This window comes from Klebsiella sp. 7-CIP_Kleb., from assembly GCF_050378655.1.
GTDB classification, from domain to species: domain Bacteria; phylum Pseudomonadota; class Gammaproteobacteria; order Enterobacterales; family Enterobacteriaceae; genus Klebsiella; species Klebsiella quasipneumoniae.
Window position 1 is genome coordinate 35,436 of sequence record NZ_JBNRLJ010000010.1, and the last position, 21,459, is coordinate 56,894.

Here is a 21,459-nt window from a genome sequence, read left to right on the forward strand (position 1 = left end):
ACAGCAGGCAAAACCTGATATTGCCCCCACGGCGGCGATATCAGGTTTTTTTATGCGTGCGAAGAATGACTTAATAAGGGTTGCTACCGCGATGCGCGGGCAAAACCTGAAGAGGATTATCTGTTAAGGCAGATCGTCTTCTTCGGGTTTTTTTGCTTTTTTCCAGACTCAAAAATAACAGTCCCCGCGCCCTTAAGCGGTATGGATAAAGCTATTTGAACCCGCGCGATGCTTGTCGCTGTCGTTTTTATTAATGCCAATACTTATATAAGGGAATATTATGATGAGAAAAACCAGGATCGCTTCGGCGATAGCCTTGCTGGCGCCGCTTTGTTATTCAACCTCCCTGATCGCGAGCCAGCTGACGGTAGAGCAACGGCTTGAGTTGCTGGAAAAAGCGCTCAGCGATACGCAAAAAGAGCTCAAAAAATATCAAGACCAGGAGAGAAAAAGAGACCAGATTTGGGCCTCATGGTCTCCGCCTGCAGAGAGCCAGAAGCGCAACGTCGCGGCGGCAGCCGGACCGAAAGCAGCGGTGAAACCGGATGCGGTACTGGTCAAAAATCAACAACCTGCTACAGACAGTGCACCAGCCTACAGCGCGATGACGCTGAAAGATTTTAGCAGGTTCGTCAAAGATGAAATTGGCTTTAGCTATAACGGCTACTTCCGCTCGGGCTGGGGAACCGCCTCGCATGGCTCGCCAAAATCGTGGGCCATCGGCTCGCTTGGCCGTCTGGGCAATGAATATTCCGGCTGGTTCGATCTGCAGCTGAAGCAGCGGGTGTTTCAGGAAGGCGATAAACGCGTCGACGCCATCGTGATGCTCGACGGGAACGTTGGCCAGCAGTATTCCACTGGCTGGTTTGGCGACAATGCCGGCGGCGAAAACTACATCCAATTCTCGGATATGTACGTTAACACCAAAGGATTCCTGCCGTTTGCCCCGGAGGCCGATTTCTGGGTCGGCAAACACGGTGCGCCAAAAATCGAGATCCAGATGCTGGACTGGAAAACGCAGAGAACCGATGCGGCGGCTGGCGTGGGGCTGGAAAACTGGCAGGTTGGCGTCGGGAAATTCGATATCGCGCTGGTGCGGGAAGATGTTGATGACTACGATCGTTCCTTGAGCAATAAGCAGCAAATAAACACCAATACCCTTGATATCCGTTACAAAGAGATCCCGCTGTGGGATAAAGCCAGCCTGATGGTCAGCGGACGCTATGTCGCTGCCAACCAAAGTTCTTCTGAGAAATATAAAGAGGGCAATGAAGGCTATTATCCATGGAAAGATACCTGGATGGCCGGCACCTCGTTAACGCAAAAATTTGCTAACGGCGGCTTTAACGAATTCTCTTTCTTACTGGCGAATAACTCCATTGCCAGCAGCTTCTCGCGCTATGCCGGATCCAGCCCCTATACCACCTTTAACGGCCGCTATTATGGCGACCATACCAATGGCACCGCCGTGCGCTTAACCTCGCAAGGGGAAACCTATTTACGTGATGACATTATTATGGCGAATGCCATCGTTTACTCTTTTGGTAACGACGTTTACAGCTACGAGACCGGGGCCCACTCCGATTTTGAATCCATCCGTACGGTCCTGCGACCGGCTTATATCTGGAATAAATATAACCAGACCGGCGTCGAACTGGGGTACTTCAAGCAGCAAAACAAAGATGTTACCGGCAAAAAATATAACGAGTCCGGCTATAAGACCACGCTGTTCCATACCTTCAAAGTTAATACCAGTATGCTGACCTCGCGCCCGGAAATTCGCTTCTATGCCACCTATATTAAAGCGAAGGATATCGACCTGGATAAGGCCGCGAATAACACCACCAGCATTTTTGAAGACGGTAAAAACGATCAGTTTGCCGTAGGGGCGCAGGCGGAAATCTGGTGGTGAGACGATAACAGAACGGACACAACATAAGAGGAATAACGATGAAACGACATGCAATTTATTTCGCCCTGGCGCTGGCGGGCGCGGCGTTCACCATTCAGGCTGCACCGTTGCCCGCGGTGCCGGACCCCTCACTGCCGGTGAGCCACTTTATCACCCAAGTTAACGCGGATAAAAGTATCACTTACCGCCTGTTTGCCCCTGATGCCCGGCGGGTTTCGGTAGTCACCGGTGCCACGCCGGACACTTTTGTCTCGCACGACATGACCAAAACGGACCACGGGGTCTGGAAATGGAAAAGCGAGCCGATGAAGCCCAATCTCTATGAATACTATTTTGATGTGGACGGCTTCCGCTCGGTGGATACCGGCGGCCGCTATCAGAAGCCGCAGCGTCAGGTGAACACCAGTCTGATTCTGGTGCCGGGCAGTATTCTTGACGATCGGGCGGTCGCGCACGGCGATCTGCGCACCCTTACCTATCACTCGAAGGCGCTGAACGCTGAACGGCGGCTCTATGTCTGGACGCCGCCGGGTTATAGCGGAACCGGCGAGCCGCTGCCGGTGCTCTATTTCTATCATGGCTTCGGCGACAGCGGCCTGTCGGCCATCGATCAGGGGCGGATCCCGCAAATCATGGATAACCTGCTGGCGGAGGGCAAGATCAAGCCAATGCTGGTGGTGGTCCCGGATACCGAAACCGATATCCCGGAAGCCATCGCGGAAAACTTCCCGCCGCAGGAGCGACGCAAAACCTTCTATCCGCTAAATGCGAAAGCGGCTGATAACGAGCTGATGAACGATATCATTCCGCTGATTGATGCGCGTTTTAATGTGCGTAAAGACGCGGATGGCCGGGCGCTCGCCGGGCTGTCGCAGGGCGGCTATCAGGCGCTGGTCTCCGGAATGAATCATCTGGAGAGCTTTGGCTGGCTCGCCACGTTTAGCGGCGTCACAACCACCACGGTGCCGAATGCTGGTGTGGAAGCACAGCTGAAGCATCCTGAGGCGATCAATAAACAGCTGCGTAACTTTACCGTGGTCGTCGGGGAAAAAGATTCCGTGACCGGCAAAGACATCGCGGGTCTGAAAAGCGAGCTGGAAAAACAGAAGATCAACTTTGACTATCACGCCTATCCCGGCCTGAACCATGAAATGGACGTCTGGCGCCCTGCCTACGCGGAGTTTGTGCAAAAACTGTTTAAATAGCCGGAGGGGGCGTTTAGCCCCCGTTTTCCGCGAGTGAAGAAAGACAAGATGAAAGTGCTTGTGTCCGAAGATAATGAGTTAAGCCGGTCGCCAGCCATCCTGTTCTGGGCGAGATCACAGCGCTACCGGGCTACCCTTGCTGCCAACCGTCGCCCGGCCAGGCGACGCCGGGGGCTAGCGAGTGATATCCCAACCGCGCGCTTTCCACAATGCCGGCAGCGCAGCCAGATCGGTAAAGGTTGTCACTTTGGGATGATCGATTGGCGGGTTGTGCGGATCGGCGCAGAAGTAGAACACCTCCATGCCGGCGGCTATTCCCGATTGTGCACCTGCACTGGAATCATCAACCAGAATGCAGTTCTCAACGTTAACGTTCATCGCCTTTGCGGCATGGAACATCAGCGCCGGATCGGGTTTCCAGCGCTGAATATCGTAGCCGCTGTACAACCGGTCAGCGAAATGGTGCAGCAGGCCGGTGCGGCCAAGAGAGTGTTGCATCTTACTGACCGGGCCATTGGAGACCACGCACATCGGGACGCTTACCGCATCCAGCAGCGCCTGGGCTCCAGCAATCACCTCCAGTTCACTATCGAACAGGCGGGCGACTTCCGCACGGTAAATCGGCTCCAGGGTGGCCTTTTGCAGGTTAACGCCATGCTCGGCGTTGATGGTGTCGATTATTTCGTACAGCTTTACGCCTTTGAAGCGCTTAAAAATCTCTGCAAGCTCCAGCGTAATGCCAAATTCCTGGAACATGTGCACGTAGGCGCGGGAGCAAATTACCTCGCTGTCGACCAGCGTGCCGTCACAGTCAAAAAATACTGCTTCTGGTTGAGTCATAGCCATTCCATATTAACAAGTTTAACGTTTTCGTCATGTCCAATGCCGCGACGCAATCGTTGCCGTATAAGCAAAATAAATGAAAAAAATTACCATACAACCGCGCCTGGCGCTGTAATTTGGTATAGGATAGCGTCGAATTTTCCCTCCTTACGTTCGGAAACCGATAATGAGTCAACAACAAACCAGCCAGTCTTCTGGCCAGGGTCTGCTGGAGCGCGTATTTAAACTGCGCGAGCACGGCACCACGGTGCGCACGGAAGCCATCGCCGGTTTCACCACGTTCCTGACGATGGTGTATATCGTTTTTGTTAACCCACAAATTCTTGGCGTAGCGGGCATGGATACCAGCGCCGTGTTTGTGACCACCTGTCTGATTGCCGCTTTCGGCAGTATCATGATGGGGCTGTTCGCGAACCTGCCGGTTGCTCTGGCGCCGGCAATGGGCCTGAACGCCTTTTTCGCCTTTGTGGTGGTGCAGGCGATGGGCCTGCCATGGCAGGTCGGCATGGGCGCGATTTTCTGGGGCGCCGTCGGCCTGCTGCTGCTGACGATCTTCCGCGTACGCTACTGGATGATCGCCAATATTCCGCTGAGCCTGCGCGTGGGCATCACCAGCGGGATCGGCCTGTTTATCGGTATGATGGGCCTGAAGAACGCCGGGGTTATCGTCGCCAACCCGGAAACGCTGGTCAGCATTGGTCATCTTACCTCCCACAGCGTGCTGCTGGGCGTGCTGGGCTTCTTTATCATCGCGATTCTGGCGTCGCGCAACATTCACGCCGCGGTACTGGTCTCTATCGTTGTGACCACCCTGCTGGGCTGGATGCTGGGGGATGTGCACTACACCGGTATCGTCTCAGCGCCGCCGAGCGTGACTTCGGTGATCGGTCATGTCGATCTGGCGGGCTCCCTGAATCTGGGCCTGGCCGGGGTAATCTTCTCCTTTATGCTGGTCAACCTGTTTGACTCCTCCGGGACGCTGATCGGCGTGACGGATAAAGCGGGTCTGGCGGACGCCAACGGTAAATTCCCGCGCATGAAGCAGGCGCTGTTTGTCGATAGCGTCTCGTCGGTGGCAGGTTCCTTCATCGGCACCTCATCGGTAACAGCGTATATCGAATCCTCCTCCGGCGTTTCCGTAGGCGGGCGCACCGGCCTGACCGCCGTTGTCGTCGGTATCCTGTTCCTGCTGGTTATCTTCCTCTCTCCGCTGGCGGGGATGGTTCCGGCCTATGCGGCCGCCGGCGCGCTGATTTACGTCGGCGTGCTGATGACCTCCAGCCTGGCGCGCGTGAAGTGGGATGACCTGACGGAAGCGGTACCGGCGTTTATCACCGCGGTGATGATGCCGTTTAGCTTCTCGATCACTGAAGGTATCGCCCTGGGCTTTATCTCCTACTGCGTGATGAAGATCGGCACCGGCCGTCTGCGCGACCTCAGCCCTTGCGTAATTATCGTCTCGCTGCTGTTCGTGCTGAAGATTGTCTTTATTGATGCACATTAATCCGCACGCATGATGAAAAAGCCCGGCATCGCTGCCGGGCTTTTTTTATGCTTTTACCCGCTTAATATAATCGCCAAAGGCGGTCAGCTGGCCGCGCAGATGGTCGAGGGTGCTCTGATCGACCACTTCACCTGACTGCGGATCCACTTTGTTCTGGATCACGCCGCCCATAAATTCCGGTTTATTCATTACCATCGCATCGAGGAACACCAGAATCTGCCGCAGATGATACTGGCAGCGCGCGCCGCCGATGGCGCCCATTGAGCTGGTTTGAATCAGCACCGGCTTGCCGGACAGCGGCTGCTCTGGCAGGCGTGAAAGCCAGTCGATGGCGTTTTTCAGGCCGCCAGGCACGGAATAGTTATACTCGGGGGTGACAATCACCACGCCATCCGCCTCGCGGATCTGTTGCGCAATCTCCTGCACGCGCTGCGGGAATCCCTCTTCCTCCTGAATATCAGCATCGTACAGCGGAATATCGCCGATCGACGGCAGTGCGGAGATGTCCATGCCCGCCGGCGCGATGCCGGGCAGGGTACGCGCGACCATTCCGTTAAACGACCCTTTACGCAGGCTGCCGAGTAACGTAACCACTTTCAAGGTATCTGACATGATTGCTCCTTTGGATCATGATGCCGGCAAAACCGGTCAATTGAGGGATAAGGTTTTTTCCGTGGGCAGGCTGGTAAAGCGCATCAGGCGGGCTGACGGTTCGCGTGCGCGCCGCTGAGCGTCCGCCAGAGTGTGCCAGTCGCCACCCTTAGCGTCATACTCCCAGACCTTCAGCGGGCCGATATTCGGGGTAGCGGCAATCGACCACACCAGCAGCGATTCGGCGTCACAGACGGCTTCAATCGGCAGGCTGCCGGCGGTACGCAGGCGGCCGGAGCCAGGCAGCAGCTGCAGCTGCGTTGATGTTTCACCGGTCAGCTTCAGCACGCTGCGGCGCAGCGCCACCAGCTGGCTGCGCGCTTCGTCCGGGTCATGCTGAATGTTAATCCACAGATTCTCATTGTTACTGAAATTTTGCCGGTCGGCGTCGTGGCTGCGAACGGTGCGCTGCAGCTCCATGTCGAGGCCACAATCCCCCTCGGTGGTCAGCGCCACGCCAACGATATTGCCAGTATAAGAGATAGAGAAGCGGGGAAGGTGACGATCGCTAAAAACCGGTCTGCCATTGGCTTCGTTAACGATTTCAGGCAGCTCGCTGATGCCGTAAAGCATAAACAGCAGTTCGGCGAGCAGCGACCGCGAAGCGCGAAAGCGGGCTTGCCGGTATTCAGGGAGCCGACGTGCGGATTGATGACAGGCCGCTGACAAACGTGTCGATAGCGGCTCCCCGGTACTGAGTATCCCTCGTGCAAAATGCGTTGCCATACGTCGCTCCGTGAGTAATGGTCTGAATAAAAACGGCGGGCGCTATTATCGCCTGGTATTAACAGGTTTTAATGCCGAAATCCCCCCTTGAAAAGGGAATTTGGTTGAATTTTACAAATTCTTGCGCAAATCAGGTTCTATGGACACGAAACAAAGCTTACAGCGTACCGGAATAGAGCGCTTTCAGCGTATCCCTAAGCCAGACAAGCTTCGGGTTGTAGCTGTTGCGTTTATGCCATAGCAAGGTGAAGGGGACGCGAAGCTTTTCCAGATGCTGCGGCTCCAGCGGCAGCGGCCGGGAAACCAGCGGTAGCTGGTGCTGCTGATTATAGTGCTGGCAGTAGCGCGGCGCGGTGGCCAGCATGGTGTGCTGCGGCTGGGCGGCCATAAAGAGGGATTGCTCAAACCCCGGCACGGTCAGCGCCACATTACGCTTATGCCCCAGCTCCTGCAGCACGTCGTCCAGCGCCCAGGTATCACGTTGTTCCCAGCAGATGGTGATATGCGGATAGCGTAAGAATGCCGCCAGATCCCACTCCTCCCTGAGCGCCGGATGATCGGCGCGCAGCCAGACCTGCGGCAGGTCGGTGAACAGCACATCAAAATCGATATACCACGGCAGCAGGCTCAGCAGCTCCCGCGACTGAGGATGGCTTTCGCGTCCGCAGAAGCCGATATCCACCTCGCCGCGAATGATGGCGTCCAGGGAGTCGTAGTCCCAGTTGCGCAAACGAATCAATGCCTGCGGATAGCGCTGATAGATGCGCTGGGAGAGAGTGTTAAACAGGATCATCAGCAACGGCGTTTCCGCCGCCAGCTCGAACTTGAGGCCGCTCGGCATGGTGTGGTGCGGTTTATCGAGGATCTGGTTGCCCATCTGCATCCAGTCCGCCAGATCCTGCTCCATGCTGCTGACCAGCGGCGTAGGCGCCAGGCCCAGCGGCGTTTTGACAAACAGCGGATCGTCAAACCAGGCGCGCAGCTTGGCCAGCGACTTGCTCACCGCCGAGGGCGAAACGTTCATCCGCTTCGCCGTACGGGTGACGCTGAGCTCCTGGGTCAGGAGCTGCAGGCAGAGCAGTAAATTAAGGTCGAGACTCGAAAGCGGCTTCTTCATCGTGTTGCGCAACCCGCGGCGGGGTGGCGACCAGTAGCAGAACAAGACTCACTATGCTACAGGCAATGAGTATCCCGATCAGCATATTCATTGCGCTGAGTCCGATGATAGCGGCGAGCCAAATCCACAGCGACGAACCGCACACCTGCGCGATACCGAGGACCGAGCTGGCGACACCGGCGCGCAGCGTGAATGGCCCCAGGGCCTGACTCATCGCGACGCCGAAGCCGACGGAGAAGCCGGCGCATATCATGCCCAGCCCGACCAGGGTGACGGCCTGGCGGGTGGCGAGGCTCAGCGCCACGCCTGCCGCCAGGAACAGCAGCTGCGAGGTTACCATCAGGGTGCGCGGTTTAAACAGCGACAGGGCGAACGGCGTCGAGAAGGAGACCGCCATGCTGACCATCGCCATCAGCGCCATCGTCATGGAATAGGTACCGCGATCGAACCCCATCTCCTCCATCATCAGTACCGGCGAGACGTTCACGTAGGTGAGGATCGCCGTTACGCTGAGGGTGGTGATGAGAATGCGGCTGAGGAAAAAGCGGTTCAACAGCGATTCGCCCGCGCCATGCTGCGGCATAGCCGTCTGCGCAGGCGCCGTCGGACGCGTCTCGCGCAGGATAAATACCGCCAGCAAACCCACCGTTACCCCCATGCCGATCATGGTGTAGAACAGACTCTGCCACGGGTATTTCAGCATGATCAGGTGGCCGAGCACCGGCGCCAGCACGGGGATGATGCAGGTAATGCCGTTGAGCAACGACAGCACTTTGGCCCGCCGACGGTCGTCCAGCGTATCGCGCAGAATAGCGAAAGCCACCACGTAGCAGCAGCCGGCGCCGATCCCCTGGATAAAGCGTCCGGTAAGGAAGTGGCTGCTGGTGTGCGCCTGCGCGCAGAGCAGGGAGGCGATAACAAAGATCGCCGCCCCCACCATGGCGACAGGTTTACGCCCCGAGCGGTCGGCGATACGGCCAGCAAACAGCATCGCCGAGGCCATTCCGGCCAGATAGACCGAGAAGGCGATATGTAATTGCGCCTCGCTGGCTCCCAGATCCTGCGCTATACGCGGCAGGCCGACGAGATACATATCGATGCCGGAGGGATAGAGCAGAACCAGGGCAAAGCTGCAGAGAAGAAAGCGTGTCATGAGATCCTCGCGAAGTGAATGGCGTTCAGCATAGTGAGGAACGCCCCGCAAGACGAGTTGCCATTTGGACAACGCTATTTTCCTGGCAGGAAACGCGAGCTAGCGGTCCCGGCGTCGCCAGACGCGGGCCATCCCTTCGCTTTCCGGCCGAACGCTTTCGAAGCCAAACTTCGCGTACAGCTCCGGAACATCTGCTACCAGCGTAACGTAGGCGCCGTCAAAGGCGTTAGCGTCCAGCCAGGCGACCAGCTTCTCCATCACCAGCCGGCCAAGGCCCTTTCCCTGGTGAGCTGGATCGACGGCGACGTCGACAATGTCAAAATTAATCGCGCCGTCGCCAACGATGCGGCCCATGGCGATCGGCGTCTCCTGCCAGAGGATATGTACGCCATAACAGCTGCGCGGCAGCCCGGCTCTGGCGCCTTCCAGGGGGCGCGGCGACATACCCGCTACCTCTCGCAGGTGGCAAAACGCTTCGGCGGAGGGCACCTTCTCGATCACGGTATATTCAACGGTCATGCTTTAGTCTCGTGGTTAAGGGGAGATAAAAGTAGAGAACGTTGCGCCGCAAAGGGCAAGAAAAAACCCGCATTAACGCGGCGTTAATGCGGGTGAGTGAACATTTACGGACTAAACGTTATTTGCCGATACAGAAGCTGGAGAAGATGCGGCCCAGCAGGTCATCGGAGGTGAACTCCCCGGTGATCTCGCTCAGCGCCTGCTGCGCGAGACGCAGCTCTTCCGCCAGCAGCTCGCCGGCCCAGGCGCCCAGCAGCTGGGCTTTGCCCTGCTGCAGATGGTCCGCCGCCTCTTCCAGCGCCTGCAGATGGCGACGGCGGGCGAGGAAGCTGCCTTCCATATTGGTATCGAAGCCCATGCTCTGCTTGAGGTGGTTACGCAGCACCTCGACGCCTTCGCCAGTGCGTGCCGACAGGCGGATCAGTGAGTGGCCATTTACTTCGCTGATACCCAGCGCTTCGCCGGTGACATCGGCTTTATTACGCACCACGGTAATCGGCAGTTTAGCGGGCAGGCGCTCGATAAAATCTGGCCAGATCTCCGCCGGATCAACGGCGCTGGTGGTGGTGCCATCGACCATAAACAGCACCCGATCGGCCTGGGCAATCTCCTGCCAGGCGCGCTCGATGCCGATACGTTCCACTTCGTCATTGGCGTCGCGCAGGCCTGCGGTATCAATGATATGCAGCGGCATGCCGTCGATATGGATATGTTCGCGCAGCACGTCGCGGGTGGTGCCGGCGATGTCGGTGACGATCGCTGCTTCGCGGCCCGCCAGGGCGTTTAGCAGGCTCGATTTACCGGCATTTGGCCGCCCGGCGATCACCACCTTCATCCCTTCGCGCAGCAGACTGCCCTGACGGGCTTCGGCGCGGACGGCGTCGAGGTCGGCCATCACCTCGTTCAGCTGGGCTTCAATTTTGCCGTCGGAGAGGAAATCAATTTCTTCATCCGGGAAATCAATCGCCGCTTCCACGTAGATGCGCAGGTGAGTGAGCGCTTCCACAAGGTGGTTAACCCGCGCGGAGAAGGCCCCCTGCAGTGAGTTCAGCGCCGAGCGCGCCGCCTGTTCTGAGCTGGCGTCGATAAGGTCGGCGATGGCCTCTGCCTGCGCCAGGTCGAGCTTGTCGTTAAGGAACGCGCGCTCGGAGAATTCGCCCGGCCTGGCGATGCGCAGGCCCGGCAGGGTCAGAATACGTTTAAGCAGCAGGTCGAGAATGACCGGGCCGCCGTGGCCCTGCAGCTCAAGCACATCTTCCCCGGTAAAGGAGTTCGGTCCGGGGAACCACAGCGCAATCCCCTGATCCAGCGGCGTACCGTCAACGTCGTTGAACGGCAGGTAGTCGGCATAGCGCGGTTTCGGCAGCTTGCCGAGTACCGCCTGCGCGACGTCGCGCGCTTTGAGGCCGGAGATGCGCAGGATGCCCACACCCCCGCGTCCCGGTGGGGTTGCCTGGGCGACGATAGTGTCGTTATGGCTCATGGTGACTCTCTATGTAGATGTAAAAAAGGCGGTCCATTGACCGCCTTCTCTGGCATTAACGTTACCGTAACTACTCTAAATCATTCAAGTCGCAGATGCGTTGCCTTGAAGAATGAAGAGTATCAGGATTTCTTCTTCTCGCGGCTATGCAGGCCACGCTTCTCCAGACCACGGTAAATCAGCTGCTGCTGAATAATGGTCACCAGGTTGCTGACGATGTAGTACACCACCAGGCCAGACGGGAACCACAGGAAGAACACCGTGAAGATGACCGGCATAAAGGTCATGATCTTCTGCTGCATCGGGTCAGTCACGGTGGTCGGCGACATCTTCTGGATGAAGAACATCGTCGCGCCCATGATGATCGGCAGGATGTAGTACGGGTCCTGAGCAGACAGGTCGTGGATCCACAGGATAAACGGCGCATGACGCAGTTCAACCGAGGCGCTCAGCATGTAGTACAGCGCAAGGAAGATCGGCATCTGAATAATCAGCGGGAAGCAGCCGCCCAGCGGGTTCACTTTCTCCGCTTTATACAGCGCCATCATCTCCTGGCTTTGACGTTGTTTATCGTCGCCCAGACGCTCGCGCATGGCCTGAATCTTCGGCTGCAGCATACGCATCTTCGCCATGGAGGTGTACTGCGCTTTGGTCAGCGGGTACATGATGCCACGAACGATAAAGGTGATGACGATGATCGAGAAGCCCCAGTTGCCGAGGAAGCTGTGGATGAACTTCAGCAGCTTGAACAGCGGTTGGGAGATGAACCACAGCCAGCCGTAGTCGACGGTCAGATCCAGGTGCGGCGCGACGGCAGCCATTTTGTCCTGAATCGCCGGGCCGACCCACAGCGTGCTCTGCAGTTTGTCGGTTTGGCCAGGCTGTACCAGTACCGGCTGGGATTTATAGCCGATAGCAACAATGCCGTTGCCGAGGTTGGCGGTATAGAAGTTATTCGTCCCGTTATTCTGCGGCACCCACGCGGTGGTGAAGTACTGCTGCAGCATGGCAACCCAACCGTTTTTGGTGCTAACGTTCAGGTTTTCGTTATCCAGAATGGTATCGAATTTGTATTTTTCGTATTTCGAATCCGCGGTGGAGAACGCTGCGCCACGGAAAGTATGCATCGTGGACAGGCCGCCGGTCTGCGTATCGCGACTGGACGGCAGCGCAGCGGTCTGCTTCAGCTGACCGAAGGTCGAGACTTCCAGCGGTTTCTCGCTGGCATTCTGCACGCTATAACCGACGTTCACCGCATAGCCACCGCGTTTCAGGGTGAAGGTTTTGGTGAAGACGTTGCCGGCTTTGTCGGTGTAGGTCAGCGGGATGACGAGCTCATCCTGGCCATCGGCCAGCACAAACGCCTCTTTATCGACGCTGTACAGCGGACGCGGGCCGTTTGCCGGGTTATCCGGACCGTCACGGCCGGTTAAGCCGCTCTGCGCCTGGTAGACAAACTGCGGGGTGGTTTCCAGTAACTGGAACGGTTCGGTCGATTTCAGCGTTTTTGGATACGCCAGAAGCAGCGCCTGCTCAATATCGCCACCGTTGGTGTTGATAGTCAGCTCAAGCACGTCGGTTTTAACCGTAATCAGTTTCCCCTGGCCACTGGCCGGTACGCCCTGGTCGGCGGCGCTACCCGCTGCTGTGGTCGTAGTCTGCGTGGTCTGCTGCTGGGGTTGCGGATTTTTGTCCTGCTCCCAGGCTTGCCAGATCATGAAAGACACGAACAACAAAGCGATGATAAGAAGATTGCGTTGCGAATCCATCGTTAGTGTTCTCTGGTATCAAATGGTCCAGGCGGGACGGGATCGTCACCACCAGGGTGTAAAGGGTGGCATTTTAATACGCGTTTCATCGTCAACCAACTGCCTTTTATCACTCCAAACCTGCGTAAGGCCTCAATTCCGTATTGAGAACAGGTTGGGGTGAAACGACAATGCGGCCCGAGTAGCGGACTAATCAGGCGCTGATAAACTCGAATCAGGCCGATCAGGACCCGCGAGCCAGGCGACAATGGCGGCGCCATAATTTTTCCAACGCTTCCGAGAGAGCACGGTTATCGAGGTCGGCAACCCCTCTTTTCGCCACCACCACGAAATCCATAGGTGGGAGTTCATGTTGACGCAAACGAAAACTTTCACGCGTCAGACGTTTAATCCGATTGCGTTCATGTGCGCGTTTCACGTTTTTCTTGGCGACGGTGAGACCGATGCGGGGATGCCCCAGCGAATTCAGGCGGCCGAGGATGGTGATTTGCGGCGTGCCAGCCCGTTGTGGCTGCTGGAAGACGAAAGTGAAATGACTGGGAGTTAACAAGCGTAACTCCCTGGGAAATGCGAGCTTAACCACGCAGGGTTAGCTTTATTACTTGGAAACGGTCAGACGAGCGCGGCCTTTAGCACGACGACGTGCCAGAACCTGACGACCATTTTTAGTAGCCATACGAGCACGGAAGCCGTGAGAACGGTTGCGCTTCAGTACAGACGGTTGAAAAGTGCGTTTCATGGCGATTTCTACCTAAACTTGAATAAATTCACTGACTTTTGCGTAGACCCGAACGAACTTCGAACGACTTACGCCTCAGCGTGGGTGATTAAAGAGGCCGGATTGTAATAATTGTACACTCCGGAGTCAATTCTCTTTCCTTATTTCTCGCACCTCGTCGCACAAAAAATAAGCTGAGACGTGTGACGAAAACGGGCATTACGCGCCGGGTGGGGGATTATACGGCCTGGCCAGTAAAGCGCAAGGATCCTGAAGGATCTTTGTTAGATCGTTTGCGCCCAAAAGCGGCATAGCTCATTAATTTTTCCAATATGCGGCGGAAATCGTGCTTCACTCCTTCCAGGATCGATTACACTTACCCGGTTTCGATCCTTCCTGTGGATAAATCGGGAAGAATCTGTTGAGAAACACAAGATCTCTTTCTCAGTTTAGGCTATGATCCCCGGTCCCGATCGCGATCCCCGGATCCGCAGCGGGAAATAACCGCAGATAGCGGTTCGCACGTCACCCCTTTTGTGCAGGGGCTTTTCGGCTAATGCAGGGTCTTGTCGACGTGTGCCAACAATCACGATTGTTTCAGTTTTTCTTTGATATCGATTTTATGTTCGAGTGGAGTCCGCCGTGTCACTTTCGCTTTGGCAGCAGTGTCTTGCCCGATTGCAGGATGAGTTACCAGCCACAGAATTCAGCATGTGGATCCGCCCATTGCAGGCGGAACTGAGCGATAACACGCTGGCACTGTATGCGCCAAACCGTTTTGTGCTCGACTGGGTAAGGGACAAATACCTCAATAATATCAATGGACTCCTCAATGATTTTTGCGGTGCGGACGCCCCGCAGCTGCGTTTTGAGGTGGGCGCTAAGCCCGCCAGCTCGCTGCAGAAAGGGGCGGTAAGCCCGGCCGCAGCGACTATCCCGGCGGCGCAGGTGCAGACCGCGCGCGTGGCGCCGACGATCGTGCGCCCTGGCTGGGATAATGTCCCGGCGCCAGCGGAGCCGACCTACCGTTCTAACGTTAACGTGAAACACACGTTTGATAACTTCGTCGAAGGTAAATCTAACCAGCTGGCCCGCGCGGCGGCGCGTCAGGTGGCGGATAACCCGGGCGGCGCCTACAACCCCCTGTTCCTTTATGGCGGGACGGGTCTGGGCAAAACCCACCTGCTGCACGCGGTGGGGAACGGTATCGTGGCGCGTAAACCGAACGCCAAAGTGGTCTATATGCACTCGGAGCGTTTCGTTCAGGACATGGTTAAAGCGCTGCAGAACAACGCCATCGAAGAGTTTAAGCGCTACTACCGATCCGTTGACGCCCTGCTGATCGATGACATTCAGTTCTTCGCCAATAAAGAGCGATCCCAGGAAGAGTTTTTCCATACCTTCAATGCCCTGCTGGAAGGTAATCAGCAGATCATTTTGACCTCGGATCGTTATCCCAAAGAGATCAACGGCGTTGAAGATCGTCTGAAATCCCGCTTCGGCTGGGGGCTGACGGTGGCGATCGAGCCACCGGAGCTGGAAACCCGCGTCGCGATCCTGATGAAAAAAGCCGATGAGAACGACATCCGCCTGCCGGGTGAAGTAGCGTTCTTTATTGCCAAGCGTCTGCGCTCAAACGTGCGTGAGCTGGAGGGGGCGCTGAACCGCGTTATCGCCAACGCCAACTTCACCGGCCGGGCGATCACCATCGATTTCGTGCGCGAAGCGCTGCGCGATTTGCTGGCGCTGCAGGAAAAACTGGTCACCATCGACAATATTCAAAAGACGGTGGCGGAGTACTACAAGATTAAGGTAGCGGATCTGCTGTCCAAACGCCGCTCCCGTTCGGTGGCGCGTCCTCGTCAGATGGCGATGGCGCTGGCCAAAGAGCTGACCAACCACAGCCTGCCGGAAATCGGCGATGCGTTTGGCGGCCGCGACCATACCACCGTGCTGCACGCCTGCCGCAAGATTGAGCAGCTGCGTGAAGAAAGCCACGACATTAAAGAAGATTTTTCCAATTTAATCAGAACATTATCCTCGTGACGCTATGAAATTTACCGTAGAACGTGAACATTTATTAAAACCGCTGCAACAGGTGAGCGGTCCGTTAGGTGGTCGTCCGACGCTGCCCATTCTCGGTAACCTGCTGCTTCAGGTCGCGGACGGCGCGCTGTCGCTGACCGGTACCGATCTTGAAATGGAGATGGTGGCGCGCGTGGCGCTGGTTCAGCCGCACGAAGCGGGCGCCACCACCGTTCCGGCGCGTAAATTCTTTGATATCTGCCGCGGCCTGCCGGAAGGCGCGGAGATCGCGGTGCAGCTGGAAGGCGATCGCATGCTGGTGCGTTCCGGCCGCAGCCGCTTCTCGCTGTCGACCCTGCCCGCTGCCGATTTCCCGAATCTTGACGACTGGCAGAGCGAGGTGGAATTTACCCTGCCGCAGGCGACCATGAAGCGTCTGATCGAAGCGACCCAGTTCTCGATGGCGCACCAGGATGTTCGTTACTACTTAAACGGTATGCTGTTCGAAACCGAAGGCAGCGAACTGCGCACCGTTGCTACCGACGGCCACCGTCTGGCGGTCTGTTCGATGCCGCTGGAAGCGTCGCTGCCGAACCATTCGGTGATCGTGCCGCGTAAAGGAGTGATTGAGCTGATGCGGATGCTCGACGGCGGTGATACGCCGCTGCGCGTGCAGATTGGCAGCAATAACATCCGCGCCCACGTCGGCGATTTTATCTTCACTTCGAAGCTGGTTGATGGCCGTTTCCCGGATTATCGCCGCGTATTGCCGAAAAATCCGGATAAACACCTCGAAGCGGGCTGCGATATTCTGAAGCAGGCTTTTGCCCGCGCGGCGATTCTCTCCAATGAGAAATTCCGCGGCGTGCGGCTGTACGTGAGCGAAAATCAGCTGAAAATCACCGCCAATAACCCGGAGCAGGAAGAAGCGGAAGAGATTCTGGACGTGACCTACGCCGGAACGGAGATGGAGATTGGCTTCAACGTTAGCTACGTGCTGGATGTGCTGAACGCGCTGAAGTGCGAGAATGTACGGATTCTGCTGACGGATTCGGTGTCGAGCGTGCAGATTGAGGATGCGGCTTCGCAATCCGCCGCCTACGTTGTCATGCCAATGCGATTGTAGAATCTGCAAAGGGGCTGGTTTACTTGCCATTTCGCCTTCCGGCAGTGCTCGAAATGCTCACGTACTTCGTGTACGCTCCGCTTTCTGCGCGCTGGCGGTAGACGAACTGGCTGCGACACCCACGCCCCTTGAATGATGACGAGCTGATATGTCGCTATCCCGACTCCTGATCAAAGACTTCCGCAATATTGAACATGCGGATCTCGCTTTATCTCCCGGCTTTAACTTCCTGGTTGGCGCCAACGGCAGCGGCAAAACCAGCGTGCTGGAAGCTATCTATACGCTCGGTCATGGCCGGGCGTTTCGTAGTTTGCAAATTGGCCGGGTGATCCGCCACGAGCAGGATGCGTTTGTTCTGCACGGGCGTTTACAGGGCGAAGAGCGGGAAACCGCCATCGGCCTGACCAAAGACAAACAGGGCGACAGCAAGGTGCGTATCGACGGCACCGACGGCCACAAAGTGGCGGAGCTGGCGCACCTGATGCCGATGCAGCTGATTACGCCGGAGGGGTTTACTTTACTCAACGGCGGCCCCAAATACAGAAGAGCATTCCTTGACTGGGGATGCTTTCATAACGAAGCCGGATTCTTCACCGCCTGGAGCAACCTGAAGCGCCTGGTCAAGCAGCGCAACGCCGCGCTGCGTCAGGTCAGCCGCTATGCCCAGCTGCGGCCATGGGATCTGGAATTAATCCCGCTGGCGGAGCAGATCAGCCGCTGGCGTGCCGAATACAGCGCCGCTATCGTCGAAGACATGGCGGATACCTGTCAGCAATTTTTACCGGAATTCTCGCTCTCTTTCTCCTTCCAGCGCGGCTGGGAAAAAGAGACCGACTACGCTGAAGTGCTGGAGCGGAATTTCGAGCGCGACAGAATGTTAACCTATACCGCCCACGGCCCGCATAAAGCGGATTTCCGTATTCGTGCCGACGGGGCGCCGGTGGAAGATACCTTGTCGCGCGGGCAGCTTAAGCTGCTGATGTGCGCCCTGCGTCTGGCGCAGGGCGAGTTCCTCACCCGCGTCAGCGGGCGGCGCTGCCTGTACCTGATAGATGATTTTGCCTCGGAACTCGATGATGCCCGCCGCGGTCTGTTATCCAGTCGCCTGAAAGCGACGCAGTCGCAGGTTTTCGTCAGCGCGATCAGCGCTGAGCACGTTATGGACATGTCGGACAAAAATTCGAAGATGTTCCGCGTGGAAAAAGGTAAAATAACGGATTAACCCAAGATTAAATGAGCGAGAAACGTTGATGTCGAATTCTTATGACTCCTCCAGTATCAAAGTCCTGAAAGGGCTGGATGCGGTGCGTAAGCGCCCGGGTATGTATATCGGCGACACGGATGACGGCACCGGTCTGCACCACATGGTATTCGAGGTTGTGGATAACGCTATCGACGAAGCGCTCGCGGGTTACTGCAAAGATATCGTGGTGACCATCCACAGCGATAACTCCGTCTCCGTCCAGGATGACGGCCGCGGCATCCCGACCGGCATTCACCCGGAAGAGGGCGTCTCCGCAGCGGAAGTTATCATGACCGTCCTGCACGCTGGCGGTAAATTTGACGATAACTCCTATAAAGTCTCCGGCGGCCTGCACGGCGTGGGCGTCTCGGTGGTTAACGCCCTGTCGCAGAAGCTGGAGCTGGTTATCCAGCGCGATAACAAAGTGCACAAACAAATGTATGAGCACGGTGTGCCGCAGGCGCCGCTGGCCGTGACCGGCGAGACCGATAAAACCGGCACCATGGTGCGTTTCTGGCCGAGCCTGGAAACCTTCACCAACGTCACCGAGTTTGAATACGATATCCTGGCGAAACGCCTGCGCGAACTGTCGTTCCTGAACTCCGGGGTCTCTATCCGCCTGCGCGATAAGCGCGACGGCAAAGAAGATCATTTCCACTACGAAGGCGGCATCAAGGCGTTCGTTGAGTATCTCAACAAGAACAAAACGCCGATCCATCCGAATATCTTCTATTTCTCTACGGAAAAAGACGGTATCGGTGTGGAAGTGGCCCTGCAGTGGAACGATGGCTTCCAGGAAAACATTTACTGCTTTACCAACAACATTCCGCAGCGTGACGGTGGTACTCACCTTGCCGGCTTCCGCGCGGCGATGACCCGTACCCTCAACGCCTACATGGACAAAGAGGGCTACAGTAAAAAAGCGAAAGTCAGCGCCACCGGCGACGACGCCCGTGAAGGCCTGATCGCCGTGGTATCGGTGAAAGTGCCGGATCCGAAATTCTCCTCGCAGACCAAAGACAAGCTGGTCTCCTCCGAGGTGAAATCGGCGGTTGAGCAGCAGATGAACGAACTGCTGAGCGAATACCTGCTGGAAAACCCGTCCGATGCGAAAATCGTGGTCGGCAAAATTATTGACGCCGCGCGTGCGCGCGAAGCCGCGCGTCGTGCCCGTGAGATGACCCGCCGTAAAGGCGCGCTGGATCTGGCTGGCCTGCCGGGCAAACTGGCGGACTGCCAGGAACGCGACCCGGCGCTCTCCGAACTGTACCTGGTGGAAGGGGACTCCGCGGGCGGCTCTGCGAAGCAGGGGCGTAACCGCAAGAATCAGGCGATCCTGCCGCTGAAGGGTAAAATCCTCAACGTTGAGAAAGCCCGCTTCGATAAAATGCTCTCTTCCCAGGAAGTGGCCACGCTGATCACCGCTCTGGGCTGCGGCATCGGGCGCGATGAGTACAACCCGGACAAACTGCGCTATCACAGCATCATCATCATGACCGATGCGGACGTCGACGGCTCGCACATTCGTACCCTGCTGTTGACCTTCTTCTATCGTCAGATGCCGGAGATCGTCGAGCGCGGCCACGTCTATATTGCCCAGCCGCCGCTGTACAAAGTGAAGAAAGGCAAACAGGAACAGTACATTAAAGACGACGAAGCGATGGATCAGTATCAGATCGCTATCGCTCTTGACGGTGCGACCCTGCATACTAACGCCAATGCGCCGGCGCTGGCGGGCGAACCGCTGGAAAAACTGGTTGCCGAGTTTAACGCCACCCAGAAAATGATTGGCCGCATGGAGCGCCGCTTCCCGAAAGCGCTGCTGAAAGAGCTTATCTATCAGCCGACCCTGACCGAGGCCGATCTGGCTGACGAACAGAAGGTGACCCGCTGGGTGAACACGCTGGTATCCGAGCTGAATGAGAAAGAGCAGCACGGCAGCCAGTGGAAATTTGATCTCCACGAGAACAAAGAGCTGCAGCATTTTGAACCGGTTATCCGCGTTCGTACCCACGGCGTGGACACCGACTATCCGCTGGATAATGAGTTCATTATGGGGCCGGAATATCGCCGTATCTGTACCCTGGGCGAGAAACTGCGCGGCCTGATGGAAGAAGATGCTTACATCGAGCGCGGCGAACGTCGTCAGCCGGTGGCCAGCTTCGAGCAGGCTCTGGACTGGCTGGTGAAAGAGTCCCGTCGCGGCCTCTCTATCCAGCGCTATAAAGGTCTGGGCGAGATGAACCCGGATCAGCTGTGGGAGACCACCATGGATCCGGACAGCCGCCGCATGCTGCGCGTCACCGTCAAGGATGCCATTGCTGCCGATCAGCTGTTCACCACCCTGATGGGTGATGCGGTTGAACCACGTCGCGCCTTTATCGAAGAAAATGCCCTGAAAGCGGCGAATATCGATATCTAAGCCGTGTTCCCCCGGAGCGAGTTTGCCCGGGGTAACGGAATGTCTGAGCCCGGTCGCATGGCGCGACCGGGCTTTTCTTTGCCAGTAAAAGAGGAATCTTCTGCTGCGGTTCCATCCCCCTTTCTGGCCGACACTTTTACTGTTTTTTGAGCGGAATCGCGTTAGCATGAGGGAAGACTCATCTTACCCGGGGATCCTATGGCTATTAAACTGATTGCAATCGATATGGACGGCACGCTGCTGCTGCCAGACCATACCATCTCTCCTGCGGTGAAAGCCGCCATTGCCGCGGCGCGTGAGCGCGGCGTCAACGTGGTGCTGACCACCGGCCGCCCTTACGCCGGCGTTCACAGCTATCTGAAAGAGCTACATATGGAGCAGCCGGGTGATTACTGCATTACCTACAATGGCGCGCTGGTGCAAAAAGCCGGGGACGGCAGCACCGTGGCGCAAACCGCGCTGAGCTATGACGACTATCGCTTCCTCGAACAGCTCTCCCGCGAAGTCGGCTCCCACTTCCACGCGCTCGATCGCAATACGCTGTATACCGCAAACCGCGATATCAGTTACTACACCGTGCATGAATCCTATGTGGCAACCATCCCGCTGGTGTTCTGCGAAGCGGAAAAGATGGACCCTGAAATCCAGTTGCTGAAAGTCATGATGATCGATGAGCCGGCGATCCTCGACCAGGCCATCGCCCGTATCCCGGCGGAAGTGAAAGAGAAGTACACCGTGCTGAAAAGCGCGCCTTACTTCCTCGAAATACTGGATAAACGCGTCAATAAAGGCACCGGCGTGAAGTCGCTGGCCGATGCGCTGGGTATCAAACCAGAAGAGATTATGGCGATTGGCGATCAGGAAAATGATATCGCGATGATTGAATTTGCCGGCGTCGGCGTGGCGATGGATAACGCCATTCCGGCGGTCAAAGAGGCGGCGAACTTCATTACCAAATCGAACCTCGATGATGGCGTCGCCTTCGCTATTGAAAAATACGTTTTAGCGTAAGCTTCCTTCAGGCCCGGCGTTCTTCGGGCCTG

Annotated in this window: 19 protein-coding genes; 8 read left to right on the forward strand and 11 right to left on the reverse strand. The window is 56.9% G+C overall.

Annotated features, from left to right (window positions below; translation table 11 throughout):
* Positions 1-280 precede the first annotated feature (280 nt).
* Both ACQUTI_RS23395 and ACQUTI_RS23400 read left to right on the forward strand, forming a co-directional pair.
* On the forward strand, positions 281-1,912 hold the full coding sequence (locus ACQUTI_RS23395; protein ID WP_017899655.1) for a carbohydrate porin: 1,632 nt from the start codon (positions 281-283) through the stop codon (positions 1,910-1,912).
* A 38-nt stretch (positions 1,913-1,950) separates the two neighbouring features.
* The gene (locus ACQUTI_RS23400; RefSeq protein WP_254465717.1) at positions 1,951-3,117 is read left to right on the forward strand and encodes an esterase; all 1,167 of its coding nucleotides are present in this window, start codon (positions 1,951-1,953) and stop codon (positions 3,115-3,117) included.
* A gap of 174 nt (positions 3,118-3,291) precedes the next feature.
* On the opposite strand, the gene yieH is transcribed toward ACQUTI_RS23400, so the two are convergent.
* The gene (gene yieH, locus ACQUTI_RS23405) at positions 3,292-3,957 is read right to left on the reverse strand and encodes a 6-phosphogluconate phosphatase (protein WP_004202295.1); all 666 of its coding nucleotides are present in this window, start codon (positions 3,955-3,957) and stop codon (positions 3,292-3,294) included.
* Positions 3,958-4,126: 169 nt separating this feature from the next.
* On the opposite strand from yieH, the gene ACQUTI_RS23410 reads away from it, so the two are divergent.
* Positions 4,127-5,464, forward strand: a complete 1,338-nt coding sequence (locus ACQUTI_RS23410; RefSeq protein ID WP_004202294.1) for an NCS2 family permease — start codon at positions 4,127-4,129, stop codon at positions 5,462-5,464.
* Between the two features lie 45 nt (positions 5,465-5,509).
* Here the strand turns inward: ACQUTI_RS23410 and ACQUTI_RS23415 are convergent, their stop codons facing one another.
* The 10 genes from ACQUTI_RS23415 to rpmH all read right to left on the reverse strand — a co-directional run bounded on the left by ACQUTI_RS23415 (position 5,510) and on the right by rpmH (position 13,621).
* On the reverse strand, positions 5,510-6,076 hold the full coding sequence (locus tag ACQUTI_RS23415; protein ID WP_004202293.1) for an NADPH-dependent FMN reductase: 567 nt from the start codon (positions 6,074-6,076) through the stop codon (positions 5,510-5,512).
* Positions 6,077-6,112: 36 nt separating this feature from the next.
* Positions 6,113-6,688, reverse strand: coding sequence for a 4'-phosphopantetheinyl transferase family protein (locus ACQUTI_RS23420; protein ID WP_171992550.1), 576 nt, complete (start codon positions 6,686-6,688; stop codon positions 6,113-6,115).
* Positions 6,689-6,998: 310 nt separating this feature from the next.
* Positions 6,999-7,958, reverse strand: a complete 960-nt coding sequence (yidZ, locus tag ACQUTI_RS23425; protein WP_004202291.1) for an HTH-type transcriptional regulator YidZ — start codon at positions 7,956-7,958, stop codon at positions 6,999-7,001.
* Complete coding sequence (locus ACQUTI_RS23430; RefSeq protein ID WP_080838386.1) at positions 7,927-9,111, reverse strand: MFS transporter; 1,185 nt, start codon at positions 9,109-9,111, stop codon at positions 7,927-7,929. Before ACQUTI_RS23430 ends, yidZ begins: the two co-directional genes overlap by 32 nt.
* Positions 9,112-9,210: 99 nt before the next feature.
* Complete coding sequence (locus ACQUTI_RS23435; protein WP_064794348.1) at positions 9,211-9,630, reverse strand: GNAT family N-acetyltransferase; 420 nt, start codon at positions 9,628-9,630, stop codon at positions 9,211-9,213.
* A gap of 118 nt (positions 9,631-9,748) precedes the next feature.
* The gene (mnmE, locus tag ACQUTI_RS23440; RefSeq protein WP_428923381.1) at positions 9,749-11,113 is read right to left on the reverse strand and encodes a tRNA uridine-5-carboxymethylaminomethyl(34) synthesis GTPase MnmE; all 1,365 of its coding nucleotides are present in this window, start codon (positions 11,111-11,113) and stop codon (positions 9,749-9,751) included.
* A gap of 122 nt (positions 11,114-11,235) precedes the next feature.
* A complete protein-coding gene (gene yidC, locus ACQUTI_RS23445) occupies positions 11,236-12,882 on the reverse strand; it encodes a membrane protein insertase YidC (protein WP_017899657.1) in 1,647 nt (548 codons plus the stop codon).
* Between the two features lie 2 nt (positions 12,883-12,884).
* Positions 12,885-13,142, reverse strand: a complete 258-nt coding sequence (yidD, locus tag ACQUTI_RS23450) for a membrane protein insertion efficiency factor YidD (protein WP_004151536.1) — start codon at positions 13,140-13,142, stop codon at positions 12,885-12,887.
* Positions 13,106-13,465: a ribonuclease P protein component gene (rnpA, locus tag ACQUTI_RS23455; protein ID WP_004151535.1), complete on the reverse strand. Its 360-nt coding sequence runs from the start codon at positions 13,463-13,465 to the stop codon at positions 13,106-13,108. The genes yidD and rnpA overlap by 37 nt, the downstream gene beginning before the upstream one ends.
* 15 nt (positions 13,466-13,480) lie before the next feature.
* Positions 13,481-13,621, reverse strand: coding sequence for a 50S ribosomal protein L34 (gene rpmH / locus ACQUTI_RS23460; RefSeq protein WP_000831330.1), 141 nt, complete (start codon positions 13,619-13,621; stop codon positions 13,481-13,483).
* A 621-nt stretch (positions 13,622-14,242) separates the two neighbouring features.
* On the opposite strand from rpmH, the gene dnaA reads away from it, so the two are divergent.
* From dnaA to yidA, 5 genes are all read left to right on the forward strand, one after another.
* Positions 14,243-15,646 (forward strand): chromosomal replication initiator protein DnaA, encoded by a 1,404-nt coding sequence (gene dnaA / locus ACQUTI_RS23465; protein WP_017899658.1) that lies wholly within the window; start codon positions 14,243-14,245, stop codon positions 15,644-15,646.
* A 4-nt stretch (positions 15,647-15,650) separates the two neighbouring features.
* The gene (dnaN, locus tag ACQUTI_RS23470) at positions 15,651-16,751 is read left to right on the forward strand and encodes a DNA polymerase III subunit beta (RefSeq protein WP_004145090.1); all 1,101 of its coding nucleotides are present in this window, start codon (positions 15,651-15,653) and stop codon (positions 16,749-16,751) included.
* A gap of 148 nt (positions 16,752-16,899) precedes the next feature.
* Positions 16,900-17,973 carry a DNA replication/repair protein RecF gene (recF, locus tag ACQUTI_RS23475; RefSeq protein ID WP_004202283.1) on the forward strand — a complete coding sequence of 358 codons (1,074 nt, stop codon included), beginning with the start codon at positions 16,900-16,902 and terminating at the stop codon, positions 17,971-17,973.
* 28 nt (positions 17,974-18,001) lie between these two features.
* Positions 18,002-20,416 carry a DNA topoisomerase (ATP-hydrolyzing) subunit B gene (gene gyrB, locus ACQUTI_RS23480; protein ID WP_004202281.1) on the forward strand — a complete coding sequence of 805 codons (2,415 nt, stop codon included), beginning with the start codon at positions 18,002-18,004 and terminating at the stop codon, positions 20,414-20,416.
* Between the two features lie 198 nt (positions 20,417-20,614).
* Positions 20,615-21,427 carry a sugar-phosphatase gene (gene yidA / locus ACQUTI_RS23485; protein WP_004202280.1) on the forward strand — a complete coding sequence of 271 codons (813 nt, stop codon included), beginning with the start codon at positions 20,615-20,617 and terminating at the stop codon, positions 21,425-21,427.
* The last annotated feature ends 32 nt before the right edge of the window (positions 21,428-21,459 follow it).